This is a genomic window from Streptomyces aureus, from assembly GCF_000725495.1.
GTDB lineage: Bacteria > Actinomycetota > Actinomycetes > Streptomycetales > Streptomycetaceae > Streptomyces > Streptomyces aureus_B.
In genome coordinates this window covers 25,645-38,424 of the sequence record NZ_JNZD01000007.1, presented here as the reverse complement: position 1 = coordinate 38,424, position 12,780 = coordinate 25,645, and the positions used below count along the sequence as shown (strand labels likewise).

Sequence of the window (12,780 nt, the reverse complement as noted above, 5' to 3'; positions counted from 1 at the left end):
TGACTCAGACGGGAGTACGGTAGGCGGGACGAAGACTTTCCGTATTCCGGAAACCCGATGCCGGAATCCCGACCGGTGCCGGACCGGCGTCTCGTACTCCGTAGCACTCCGCACCATCTGCCTTCCACAGCACGCCACCGTCCTCACATGGGCAGCCCCTGACCCCGGCCGCGCATCCGCATCCAGGCCGAGGAGTCGGGTATGCCCTTAAGTCCCAGCACGTCCGCGGCGGTCACACCGTCGGGCCCCGCCCCGCCGACCCAGGGCCATGACGGGACGTCCCCCTTCCCGCCCGACGGCCCGGCACCCGCGCGCGACGGCGGTGAGCGGCTGTACGTCACGGTGACGACGGCGATCGTCGTCCTGCCGTTCGTGGCGATCGCCCGCGCCTTTCCGGCGTTGTGCGTTCTCACGCTCGCCCTGCCGCTCGCGGGGGTTCGGGCCATCGGCGGTACGCGGCCGTACGGCTCAGCCGCCCTTCCGAGGGCGGTACTTGTGCGGATCGCACTGCTCCGCCACGTCACCTGGAGCGTGAACTCGCTCTGTCACCTGATCGGCGAGCGCCCCTTCCGCGCGCGGCGCCCCGGCCGGGCCACCGATCTGCGGCACCTCGCCCTCCTCGCGTTCGGCGAGAACCGGCACGACCTCCACCACGCCGACCCCACCAGCGCCCGCCACGGCGTCGACCGCGGCCGGCTCACCCCCTCCGCCGCCGTCATCCGCTTCCTCGAACGCCTCGGCCGGGCGCACGACCTGCGCCGGCCGACTGCGGCGCGGGTCGCGGCCTGCCGCGCCTGATGCCACCCCCTCAATCCCTTGAAGCAGTTGGCAGGAGCCTTTCATGACCACCGCACTGCAGTTCCCGCCTCCTTCCCACCCCCTCCTCCGGCTGCGTCTCGCGCCCCGCAGCGGCATGCCCCGGCCCATCGACGGAGCGTGGTGGCCCCGTTCGTCCGACCTGCTCGCCGAACTCCCTCAGCTGCTCGCCGGTCTGCCACGCGCGTGGGGTCACATCACCAGCGTCACCGTCCACGGGGCGACGTGGCCCGCGGTGCCCGGCCGGACGCTCGTCTTCAACCAGGTCGTACGACTGCGCAGGAACGTGGCGGAATCCGCCCCGCACACGATCGTCCTGCTCGCCCCCGGCCAGGGGCGCTGGGACCTGCTGGTCGTGCCTCCGGACACGACCGAGGAGGCCGCCGTCCCGCTCATGGCAGTCGCCGCCGGCGATCACGTGTGACAGGACCCGCCCCTGCGCCGCCCGGCCGAGACGGGCGGCGCGGCGCCGGTCTCCCGGGGGATCGGCGGGACGTCCCGGCGGGCCCGCGAGGAGGATCCCGACACGCCGACAGGCCGACACGCCGAGCAGCTCGATGCAGCGTGCGGACAGCCGGTGCAGCAGAGGTCGATGACGTCGACTCTCCGGTGACCCTGAGGTCTGTCGGACCTGTTGGAGGAGTAGCCTGAAATCACCGAGGATATTTCGCACACAGGCTTCCAGCCCCGTGTTGTTTTCGGCGATCGAATACGCCGGGCCGGTCATGGCCTGCCCGGGGGCAGGGTTCGCGTCATGACTGCGGCCGTTTCCCTCACGCCGACAGCCGAAGCCGATGGTCGTGTGTTCTCCTCGACCTCTCTCCGTCTGTCGCTCGCTCCCGTCGGCACGGCACCGGTTCTGCTGGATGGCGCATGGTGGCCCCACTCCCGTGATCTCGGGGCCGAACTTCCTTCCCTCACGGCCGTATTGGATCCGCTGTGGGGGAGGATCACCCGGGTCGCGGCGAATCCCACCCACTGGCCGGTCGCTCCGTGCAAGGTGTCCGTCGCCGGGCACGTGGTGAAGGTGGGCTGGTTCCTGGCCGAGCAGGACCCGCACGAACTGCTGCTGCTCTCCTACCGCATGGGTCGCTGGAACCTCTTGGTGGTCCCGCCGCGGACGACTCCCGCGTCGGCCGCCTGGCTGATGGCCGCCGCCAGCGATCCACTGGGCACCTCGACCGCGAGCCGGTTGATGGAGGAGGCGGCGAGCCTGCGCACGGTGTCCGAGACGGATGGGGCCGTGGAAGCGGCCTGGGACTCCGAAGGAGGCCATGAGGCCCGCGATCCGGCCGCACGTCCCCGGATCCCGACCGTCACCGCCGCGATGCCGCATCAGCCGATGGGGAGGTGAGGACCATGCAGACATTCGTGACCGTGGTCGTGATCCTCACGATGATCGCCTTCGCAGTGCTCCTCATCAACTTGCTCAACTCACAGCCCAGTGGGCGCATCCCGCCTTCCTCACGGCATTCCGGTTCGCGGTAGGGGCAGGGTCACCGTGAAGCGTGTCGTGCCTGGGGTGCTGGTCAGGGTGATCGTGCCGCCGTGGGCGTGGACCAGGGAGCGGGCCACCGACAGGCCCAGGCCGGTGCCGCCGCGGTCTCGGGTGCGGGCCTTGTCGACGCGGTAGAAGCGGTCGAAGACCTTCTCCACGTCGGCGGGCGGGACGCCGGGGCCCGCGTCCTCGATCCGTACCACCGCCGCGTCGGAGAGCCCTACGACCTCCAGCGACACCGGCGTGCCGGCCGGTGTGTGCACGGCCGCGTTGGTGAGCAGGTTGTCCAGGACCTGGCGGACGCGATGCGGGTCCATGCTCAGGACCAGCGCGTCCGCCCGCGACGTGACCGTGAGCGGGCGGTCCGGGTGGCCGGCGCGGAAGGCGGCCGCCGCCTCCCCGGCCAGCCCCACCAGATCCGCCTCGCGCAGCCGGAGCGGCGCGTCCACCTCGGCCGCGTCCAGCCGGGCGAGCAGCAGCAGGTCGTCCAGGAGCACCCCCATCCGGGCGGCCTCGGCGCGCAGCCGCGCCAGGTGCCGCTCGCGTTCCTCGGGGGCGTTGGCGGCGGCGTACTGGAACAGGTCCGCGTAGCCCCGTACGGACATCAGCGGTGTACGCAGTTCGTGCGAGGCGTCGGCGACGAAGCGGCGCAGCCGCCGCTCGGCCTCCGCGCGGACCGCGAGCGAGCGGTCGATGTGCTCCAGCATCGTGTTGAAGGCCGTACGCAGTTCCTCGACCTCCGGGCCGCCGCCCCGCTCGTCGGCCCGCAGCGGCAGCCGGGCCGCCGACTCGGTCAGGTCGTGCGAGGCGATGCCGTGCGCCGTGTGCGCCATGTCGCTGAGCGGGTTCAGACCCCGGCGCAGCATCCGCCGCCCGAACTCCACGAGCGCCGCGAGCGCGACGGCGAACGCGACGACCTGGACCCCGATCAGCCGCCGCATCGTGGCGTTGATGCCGTCCGTCGGCGCGGCGCTGACCAGGACCACCCCGGGCTTCACCGCGCACGCACGCAGCCGGTACTCGCCCGAGCCCGACAGGTGCACCGTGCGCAGCACCTCGGTGCCGTCGACGGCCTCCCGCGCGGCCAGCGACGTGAACGGCGCGATGTCCTCGGGCAGATCGCCGGCCTCCTCGGGCGAGCGCAGCTCGGGGGCGCTCCCCGAGACGTCGTACACCGCGTAGAACCAGCGGTAGTACTTCTTGCCCTCGAGGGTGCCGGTCTCGGCGACGCTCTTGGACTGGGCGACCTGGGCGAGCCCGAGCTGGTCGTCGAGCTGGTTGGTCAGATAGTCCCGCATGTACGTGGTCAGAGCCGCGCCCACGACGGCGAACACCACCAGGGACAGCGCCCCGAGGCCCAGCGCCAGGCGGGTGCCGAGCCGCAGCCGCCGCAGCGCCCCACGCACCAGGCCGACCAGCCGCCTCACTCGCCGGCCTGCCGGACGACGTAGCCGAAGCCCCGCACCGTGTGGATCAGGGGCGCGCCCGTGTCACTCGTCTCGTCGAGCTTGCGGCGCAGCCGGCTGACGACCAGTTCCACCACGTTCGAGCGGCCCCCGAAGCCGTACTCCCACACATGGTCGAGGATCTGCGCCTTGGTCATCACGGTCGGCGACTTGCGCAGCAGGAAGCGCAGCACCTCGTACTCGGTGGGGGTGAGCGTGAGCCGCTTCTCGCCGTGGCGGACCTCGTGCGTGTCCTCGTCCATCGACAGGTCGCCCACCCGCAGCACCGAGCGCTGGAAGTTCGGTCCCGCGCTGCGCCGCAGCACGGTGCGCAGACGCGCCATCAGCTCCTCGACCGCGAACGGCTTGACCAGGTAGTCGTCGCCGCCCCGGGTCAGCCCCGCCACCCGGTCGGCGACGCCGTCCCGTGCGGTGAGGAAGACCACCGGCACCATCGTGCCCGAGCGGCGCAGCCGGTCCAGGACGCCGAAGCCGTCCACGCCCGGCAGCATCAGGTCCAGCACCACGATGTCCGGGTGGAACTCGCCGGCCAGACGGAGCGCCTCCTCACCGGTGTTCGCGGTGACGGCGTCCCAGCCCTCGTAACGGGCGACGGTCGCGACGAGGTCGGCTATCGGCGGGTCGTCGTCGACGACCAGGAGGCGCACTTTTTCCACCCGCCCATACTGCGTCACGGGGCGGGCCGGACCGTGTGCCCGGGCTCACACCTCGGCCTCATTGATAAGGACTTGTCAGCCGATCGACAGGTTCCCGACAGCTGTCGCCAGCGAGGCTCGGAGTCACCCGGCCGGGTCGCCCAGATCCGCGGCGGGACCTGACCAGATCCGCTGCCGGACCCGAACGATCCGCGGCCGGATCGCCCCGATCCCTGGCCGGACCCGCCCTGCCCCGCCCCGACCCGTGGCCGGACCCGCCTCGACCTGCGGCCGGACCCGATCCGACCTGACCCGACCCGATCAAGGAGCCGCCGTCCCGTGACGACCGTCCTGTCGCCCCCTGCGCCCCCCACGGCCGTACGCCCCAGGGTGGTGGCCCGCACGGGCCTCTGCGCGGTGCTCGCCGTCAACGCGGCCGTGGTCGCCTTCTTCTTCGTCCGGGCGGGCTTCGCCTCCAACGCCCTGATCGTCCTCGGCCGCCTCGCCGGACTGTACGGAGCGCTGGCCATGGCCTTCCAGCTGGTCCTCGTGGCCCGGCTGCCCTGGCTCGACCGCCGTATCGGCATGGACCGGCTGACCGGCTGGCACCGCTGGACCGGCTTCACCCTGCTGTGGACGCTGCTCGCCCACGTCGTCCTCATCGCCTTCGGCTACGCCGACGGCACCGGTGTCGGCCCCGTCACCGAGATCCTCGACCTCGCCGAGACGACCGAGGGCGTCCTGCGCGCGCTCGTCGCCTTCGTGCTCGTCCTCGTCGTCGGCGCGGTCTCCGCCCGCGCCGCCCGTCGCCGACTCGCGTACGAGACCTGGCACTTCGTCCATCTGTACGCGTACGTGGCCGTGGTGCTCGCCTTCACGCACCAGGTCGCGGTGGGGACGACGTTCACCTCGTCGTCCGCCGCGAGGGCGTACTGGTACGGGCTCTGGACCGTCGCCCTGGGCTCGGTCGTCGTCGGCCGGGTCGCCCTGCCCCTGTGGCGCAACCGGCGCCACCGGTTCCGGGTGTCGGCGGTCGTCCACGAGTCCGACAGCGTGGTCTCGGTCCACATCACCGGCCGCGACCTCGACAAACTGCCCGCGCAGGCAGGCCAGTTCTTCCTCTGGCGGTTCCTGACCAGGGACCGCTGGTGGCAGGCCAACCCCTTCTCCCTGTCCGCCGCCCCCGACGGCCGTGGTCTGCGCCTGACCGCCAAGGCCGCCGGAGAGGGCAGCGCCGCGCTGCGCCATCTGAAGGTCGGCACGCGGGTGTTCGCCGAGGGTCCCTACGGCGCCTTCACCACCCTGCACCGCACACGCTCCACGTCGCTGCTCATCGCGGGCGGCGTGGGCGTCACCCCGATCCGCGCGCTCCTGGAGGACCTCGACGGCCACACGGTCGTCGTCTACCGGGTCGCCTCCGAGCGCGACGCGGTCCTCTACGACGAGCTGCGCGACCTCGCGCTCGCCAAGGGCGCCGATCTGCGCCTGGTCACCGGCAAGTCCGTACCCGACAAGCTGGCGCCGCAGAAGCTGAAGCGGATGGTGCCGGACATCGCCGACCGCGACGTCTTCCTGTGCGGGCCCCCGCCGATGATGAGCGCCGTCCTCGCCACGCTGGACGAACTCGGCGTGCCCAAGCAGCAGATCCACTTCGAGCGCTTCAGCCTGGCCGGCTGAGACAGACGAGGAAGACATCGTGAAGCGAGCCGTACCCGTCGTCGCCCTCAGCATCGTGGGCCTGATCGCCGTGTGGCGCTACGAGCCGTCCGCGGCCCCCGCGGACTCCACAGCCGGCCCGGCCCCCGCTGCCTCTACCCCATCCGGTTCCTCGGGGTCCTCCTCCGCCACGGTGGTCAAGGGCACGACCGTCACGACGGACAAGGGCCCGGTGCAGGTCGAGGCGTCCTTCGAGGGCGGCAGGATCACCGCGGTGCGGATGCTCCAGCAGCCGGACCACCCGCAGACGCGGGCTGCGGTGCCGAAGCTGGTCGCGCAGACGCTGAAGGCGCAGAGCGCGGACGTCGACACGGTCACCGGGGCGACCATCACCAGCGACGCCTACCGGACCTCCCTCCAGGCCGCGATCGACGCGAAGGGCGCCTGACGTGCGGCGCGTCGAGCACGTCATGGGGTTCCCCGTCTCGCTCCGGGTCGATGACGCGGACGTACCGGAGCGGGCCGCGGACGCGGTCTTCGCCTGGCTGCGCGAGGTGGACGAACGGTTCAGCCCGTTCAGGCCCGGCAGCGAGGTGGCGTGCCACGGCCGCGGCGAGCTCGCGCGGCACGAGCTGAGCGAGGACCTCGTGGAGGTGCTCGACCTGTGCGAGCACTACCGCCGTGCCACCGGAGGCGCGTTCGACGTGCGGCCGCCGGGGCGCGGGTTCGACCCGTGCGCGGTGGTCAAGGGCTGGGCGGTGCAGCGCGGCGCGCAGCTGCTGCGGGCGGCCGGCGCACGCCGGTTCTGCCTCAACGCCGGGGGAGACGTGGTCGTCTCCGGCGGGCCCTGGCGGGTGGGGGTGCGCCATCCCGAGCACGCCGACATGCTGTGCACCACGCTGGAGTTGACCGACGGCGCGGTCGCGACGTCCGCCCGCTACGAGCGCGGCGACCACATCGTCGACGGCCGCACCGGGCGCCCGGCGACGGCACTGCTCAGCGTGACGGTGACGGCCGCCACCCTGACCGAGGCGGACCCGATCGCCACCGCGGCCTTCGCGATGGGCCCCGAGGGCATCGACTGGGCCGCGTCCCAGCCGGGCTGCGAGGTGTTCGCGGTACTGCCCGGGGGGCGGGTGCTGAGGTCGGAGGGGTTTCCGGTGGGGGAGGGGGTGCCGAGAGCAGCCTGACCGCCGGTCTCCCCGGCGACGGCTGCCCGGGAGACCACGAGTCAGGGGGAGGGCACGGCCCGGTCGGCACGGGCATGGCGCACTCCGGCGGAGGAGTGCTCCGGGACAGGGCGCGGTTCCACGCCGGCGACCGTTGGAGGCCCGTCAGGCGCGGTCCTCAGCGGCGAACTTGCTGCACAAGGGGTCGCGTCGGCGCCTCCGACTTCGGACGGACCAGGGAGCGGAGCTTGTCGCGCGTCTCCGGGTCCGTCGAGTAGATGATCGTGCCGACCATGCCCCGGGTCAGCAGCACCTTGTAGGTGTTGCGGATCAGCCGGTCGATGTCGCTGTCCGGCGTCGCCTTCGTGAAGATCGGGTCCTTCGACGCGGACCGGTCCACGACCCAGCGGTCCGTACGCCACACCAGGTCGGGGCCGATGATCACGCCGGACCAGTCGTACTCGAAGCCCTGCGCGGTGTAGACGCAGCCGACCTGTCCGAAGCCGGCCGGATCGGTGGCCCACAGAGGCGCGGGCGGCGCGCCGAGCACGGACCGGTCGCCGTACACGTTCCAGGGCCGCGCCCAGTCGCCGATGACCACGTCGGTGGGAAGTGCTGTCATGGCCGGGGTGACCTTGGTGGTCCACTTCCAGCAGTAGCCGGCCGACATGCGCGCCCCGTAGCCCGCCTCGCGGCGCGCGACGAGGAAGCCCTCGAGTTCCTGCGGGGTCTCGGCGGTCCGCAGCTCCAGTTTGCCGTCCGGCTCCCACACGGAGGGCGTGCCGCCCTCCAGACCGAGGAGGTCGACGACCCACTTCTCGTACGCGTCGCTCCCGCCGCACCGGAACTGGCCGTCCAGCTCCACGACCGTGCAGTCCAGGCCTTTCTCGGCGGCGGCCCGCTTGATCGCCTCCCTCGTCCCCATCTCACCGGGCCGCACCACCTGGTGCTGGTCGAGCAGGAACACCGGCACCCGGGCCGCGTCGATGAGCTCGGCCACCTGAGGCCGGCCGGTGCGCAGTTCGGCCTTGGTGTAGCGGTTGGCGGAGGTCTTCCGCAGCCGGTGGGCCTCGTCGCAGATCAGTACGTCGAGATCGTTCGGCTCGGCGTCCATGAAGCTGTTGAAATACATGAACAGCTTCTGCACGGCGGGCATGCGTGTCCCGGCGACCTTGCGCATGGTCTTGGTGAACGAGGCGGAGCCGGTCGCGTGCAGGGCTGTGTCTCCGCGCCGGTACAGCTCGCCGAGAAGCGACAGGGCGACGACACTCTTGCCGGAGCCGGGACCGCCCGTCACCACGACGACCTGCTTGTGGTTGGACCGCTTCGCCTTGCGTACGGCGGACATCACCTGTTCGTAGGCGACCCGCTGTTCGGCGAGGAGGACGAACTGCTCGCGGTCGCGGATCTCCGCGGCCGCGACGGCCATGAGCTGCTTCGACGGCCGGATCCTCCCGCTGAGCAGTACGTCGGCAGCCTCCGCACCGGGCTTCGCGGCGAGCCGCGAGCGCAGGAAGTCCAGGAAGGCGCCGCGCTCTTGGCCGGTGTACATCCGTCCGTGCTGGTCCTCTTCGACGCCCCGCAGACTCGCGACGCCGAACTCGGTCGCGTTGTGCAGGAACGCCACCCCGGCCAGGGACCTCGGCATGCGCTCCAGCGCCCCGTTGAACGCCAGCAAGTACTCGCAGTACCCGCGGACCTGCTCGATCGGGTTCAGCACGGGGTGCGCGTACGCGTCGATCCGGCAGAGCAGCGGCTCGTCCTCCTCCGGGTGGGCCTCGCTCCACTGCTTCAGTTCGACCACGACGTAGGACGGTTCGCCCGTGGTGGGGTGCACGCCCGCGAGGACGGCGTCCGCGCGCTTGCTGGTGAGGGGCAGGCTGTACTCGATGAGGACCTCGACGTCGCCGAGTCCGGCATCCAGCAGGGCGTTGACCAACGCCGGGAGGCTGCGTTCCCAGGACCTCACTTCCGACTGCCCGGCCTTCCGGCCGTGCTGGTGGCGGAAGTTCTCGTTCAGATGCAGCGCCAGCGACCCTTCGAGGATGCGGGCGGCCACCGACGCCGCGGACTCACGGAACAGCAAGGAAGTGCCCCCAGGCAGCACGAAGAAGACTCGTGCGGGTGGGGGCATGTCCTTTGAGGCCCGCCACGCGTTCTCGCGAGGCGGATCAGGAAGCCCGGCGGGCCGCTGAGATGGTTCTGGCCATCCTAGGCGAGCGGTTGGACCAAGGGGATGGACAGGACAGGGGACTCGGCCACGATGACGGGCTGCCAGGGTCACGTGGTGTTCCGCCGGCTGCGGGCGTTGGCGTCGGTGACGAGGGCGCGCAGCTAGCACGGCGGCGAGGGCTGGCGTGGCCGCGAGGGTGGGTGTGTCGGGCCGTGTGGTGCCTCGAGCCTAGTGGGAGCGGCGCCGGGTCCCCGTACCTCTTGATCGGCTTGGGGCCCTTCGTGTGTGGATGTGGAATCTGGCAGGTTCTGTTCAAGGGTTGTCCAAATGGTGGACGGGGGTCTGTGTGCGTGGTCGGGTCTCCTGCGACGGCTGTGTCGAAGCCTGTTCGGGAGGAACTGTTGTCTGCAACAGCGCGCAAGAGACGATGGCTCACGATCTGTGCCATCACCGCGTCCGCCGGCCTCGTCGCGATACCCGCGGGCGCGGCGCCCGGTCGGGGCGGGAGCCCCTTCGGGGTCCGGGCCCTCAAGCAACTCGCGGCGGAGCACCGGGAGTCCGGGGGGTCCGTCGCGCCCAAGGCGGCCGCCGAGGACGACGACGGGAACGAGGCCGACGAGATCGCCGAGGGGGCCGACCAGTACGCCGAGGCGCGGACCTCGCCCGGTGTCGTGGCGCCCGGGGCCTACGGGGCCGCGTGGCGTGATCTGGCTGCACTCCCCTCCACCAAGGGGAGTTGGCGGCACGTCACCGGTCTGCCGTACGACTCCGACGACTCCCGGTACCGCGACTACGACTCCAACTCCAGCGGCGGGTCCGGAAAGGTCACCGGGCGGATGGCCGCGATGGCGGCGGGCCGCGACGGGTACGTCTACGCCGGCAGTGCGGGCGGGGGCGTGTGGCGGTCCCGGTCGGGCGGCGGGCACTGGCAGCCCATCAGCGACCGGCTGCCCTCCCAGTCGACCGGCGCCCTGGCGCTGGACGGCTCCGGGCGGCTGTGGCTGGGCACCGGCGAGGCCAACACCAACGCGGACGCGTACCTCGGGAGCGGGGTGTACGTGCTGGGCGACCCGCGGCACGGCACGTTCTCCTCCCGCAGCCGGGTCGGCGGGGACGAGCTGGAGAGCACCACCATCCATCAACTGCGGTTCGGCGGCGGCAAGGTGTGGGCGGCGACCAGCGAGGGCGTGTGGAGCCACTCCACCACGAAGCTCGGCGGCGCCTGGAAGCTGGAGTTCGCGCCCAACCCGGCGTATCTGCCGGGCGGTTCACTGGCCGACGACCCCTCGGCGCCCTACAAGAACATCACCAACGACATCGCGATCGACCCGAAGAACCCCGCCAAGGTGGTCCTCGCGGTCGGCTGGCGCAGCGGTGACGACTACAACGGGTTCTACAGCAAGGGCTCCGGCGGAGCCTGGACGCGGATCACCAGCGGTCTGGGCGACCTTCCGGCCGACGCGGACGACGTCGGGAGCGTCACGTTCGCCCGCTCGGCCGACGGCTCCCGCTACTACGCCATCGACCAGTCCCCGGAGCAGCTGAACACCAACCCGGACAGCGGCCTGGAAGGCATCTTCGTCTCCAAGTCCGGCTCTCCCAGCGGACCTTGGACGAAGGTCGCCGACTACAAGCAGCTCGCGGCCGACGGTTCGGCGCTGACCTCCAGCGGATACATGCCGGGCGTGCAGGCCTGGTACAACCAGTTCCTGACCGTCGACCCGGCGAACGCCGAACACGTGTACGCGGGACTCGAGGAGGTCTACGAGTCCAAGGACGGCGGCGGCAGCTGGTCGACCGTCGGCCCGTACTGGAACTTCGGCTTCTCCTGCTGGAGCATCGACCCGGCCAAGCAGACCGGCGACTGCCACCAGACGACCCACTCCGACCAGCACGGTGTGGCCATCGGCATTTACCACGGCAGGAGTTACGTCTACGTCGGCAACGACGGCGGCGCCTACCGGCGTCCGGTCGACGGCGCCCAGGACGCCTCCGGCCACGCCACCGACTGGACCTCGCTCAACGACGGCACCATCGACACCCTCCAGTACTACTCGGTCGGCATCGGCAGGGACCGTACGTACGGCGGCGTCTCCGTCACCGGCGGACTGCAGGACAACGGCCAGTCGATCCTGCGCGGCAACGACACGGTGATGGGCTCCAACTTCGGCGGTGACGGCGGCGACACCCTCACCGACCCGGCCGACGGCTGCAACATCGCGGAGGAGTACGTCTACCTCTCCGTCCAGGTCACCCAGAACTGCGCCGTGAACGACGGCAGTTGGGTCGCCGACCCGAGCAAGGTCACCTCGTACAACGTCGCCCCGGCCGACAACGCCACCAGTGAGGCCCGCTTCATCGCCCCGCTCGCGGCCGACATGAAGAACAGCTCGACATGGATCGCCGGCGGCCGGCACGTGTGGGTGCAGACCCACGGCTACGCCATCCGCAGTGGCTCCGAGTGGACGAGCGTCCACGACTTCGGCGCCGGGCGCACCGCGACCGCCGTGGCCGCGTCGGGCGGCAAGGTGTACGCGGCCTGGTGCGGCCCCTGCAACAACCAGGGCTTCGCCCGCGGCATCTCCGTCGGCAACGCGGACGGCACGGGCTGGCACGACATCTCCCTCCCGGCCACCGGAGCGGACGGCACGGTGCCCAACCGCTACCTCAGCGGCTTCGCGATCGACCCGAAGAACGCCGACCACGTGTTCCTCGCGGTCAACGGCTTCTCCCGGCACTGGACCGAGGGCCCCGGCGCGGGCGTCGGCCATGTCTTCGAGTCGAAGGACGGCGGCACCACCTGGAAGGACATCTCCACCGGCCTTCCGGACGTGCCCGCCAACTCCGCGCTCGTCACGGCGAACGGCGGTCTCGCCGTCGCCACCGACCTCGGAGTCGTCTACCGGGCGCCGGGCCGTACGAAGTGGCAGCGCGTCGGCAGCCTCGCGGCGGTCGCGGTGCTCCAGCTGAGGACGAGCCCCGACGGCGGCACCCTGTACGCGGCCACGCACGGCCGCGGCATCTACGCGGTGAAGCTGCGCGAGCTCGGCTGACACGGTGATGTGCGGGGCGGTCCCGGTTTCCTCCTTTCGGGACCGCCCCCGCTTCGTGCGGGCGGGGCGCGGCGTACCCGCGGCAAAAGGGCGGGAGCGCGACTTGCTGAGGGCGTGCCGTGCGGCATGCGGGGCGTTCGGTGCATGGCCTGCGGCGGAATGCGGGAATTCGCCGCGTGATACGGGGATTCCCTTTTCGGTCTGCTTTGTCTGATGCTCCATCAAGCACTGCTGACCTGCGACGGGTTGTCGTCACGGCGTGACGCTCGTGCCGGGTGCGGAAAGCGGTGGGCCGCCGCGTACCGTAGGCCGGG

The 12,780-nt window shown here is 71.6% G+C and carries 10 protein-coding genes; 7 read left to right on the top strand and 3 right to left on the bottom strand.

Annotation, left to right across the window (positions count from 1 at the left end; all coding sequences use genetic code 11):
- Positions 1-201: 201 nt before the first annotated feature.
- From IO36_RS14470 to IO36_RS14460, 3 genes are all read left to right on the top strand, one after another.
- Positions 202-798 carry a hypothetical protein gene (locus IO36_RS14470; RefSeq protein WP_051900475.1) on the top strand — a complete coding sequence of 199 codons (597 nt, stop codon included), beginning with the start codon at positions 202-204 and terminating at the stop codon, positions 796-798.
- 43 nt (positions 799-841) lie between these two features.
- Positions 842-1,240, top strand: coding sequence for a DUF5994 family protein (locus IO36_RS14465; RefSeq protein ID WP_037620028.1), 399 nt, complete (start codon positions 842-844; stop codon positions 1,238-1,240).
- Between the two features lie 330 nt (positions 1,241-1,570).
- Positions 1,571-2,170, top strand: coding sequence for a DUF5994 family protein (locus IO36_RS14460; protein ID WP_037620027.1), 600 nt, complete (start codon positions 1,571-1,573; stop codon positions 2,168-2,170).
- A 110-nt stretch (positions 2,171-2,280) separates the two neighbouring features.
- Here the strand turns inward: IO36_RS14460 and IO36_RS14455 are convergent, their stop codons facing one another.
- Positions 2,281-3,720: a HAMP domain-containing sensor histidine kinase gene (locus IO36_RS14455; RefSeq protein ID WP_425535530.1), complete on the bottom strand. Its 1,440-nt coding sequence runs from the start codon at positions 3,718-3,720 to the stop codon at positions 2,281-2,283.
- A 17-nt stretch (positions 3,721-3,737) separates the two neighbouring features.
- Entirely contained in the window at positions 3,738-4,436 is a 699-nt protein-coding gene (locus tag IO36_RS14450) for a response regulator transcription factor (protein ID WP_037620026.1), read from the bottom strand.
- A 318-nt stretch (positions 4,437-4,754) separates the two neighbouring features.
- Here IO36_RS14450 and IO36_RS14445 point away from each other — a divergent pair, with 318 nt between their 5' ends.
- The 3 genes from IO36_RS14445 to IO36_RS14435 are packed head-to-tail and all read left to right on the top strand — an operon-like array spanning position 4,755 to position 7,261.
- On the top strand, positions 4,755-6,092 hold the full coding sequence (locus IO36_RS14445; protein WP_037620025.1) for a ferredoxin reductase family protein: 1,338 nt from the start codon (positions 4,755-4,757) through the stop codon (positions 6,090-6,092).
- A gap of 19 nt (positions 6,093-6,111) precedes the next feature.
- On the top strand, positions 6,112-6,519 hold the full coding sequence (locus tag IO36_RS14440) for an FMN-binding protein (RefSeq protein WP_037620024.1): 408 nt from the start codon (positions 6,112-6,114) through the stop codon (positions 6,517-6,519).
- Between the two features lies 1 nt (position 6,520).
- Positions 6,521-7,261, top strand: a complete 741-nt coding sequence (locus IO36_RS14435) for an FAD:protein FMN transferase (RefSeq protein WP_425535529.1) — start codon at positions 6,521-6,523, stop codon at positions 7,259-7,261.
- A 157-nt stretch (positions 7,262-7,418) separates the two neighbouring features.
- Here the strand turns inward: IO36_RS14435 and IO36_RS14430 are convergent, their stop codons facing one another.
- Positions 7,419-9,326 (bottom strand): DUF2075 domain-containing protein, encoded by a 1,908-nt coding sequence (locus IO36_RS14430; RefSeq protein ID WP_051900473.1) that lies wholly within the window; start codon positions 9,324-9,326, stop codon positions 7,419-7,421.
- Positions 9,327-9,814: 488 nt separating this feature from the next.
- Between IO36_RS14430 and IO36_RS14425 the strand changes: the two genes are divergently transcribed.
- Positions 9,815-12,466, top strand: a complete 2,652-nt coding sequence (locus IO36_RS14425) for a beta propeller repeat protein (RefSeq protein ID WP_037620022.1) — start codon at positions 9,815-9,817, stop codon at positions 12,464-12,466.
- The last annotated feature ends 314 nt before the right edge of the window (positions 12,467-12,780 follow it).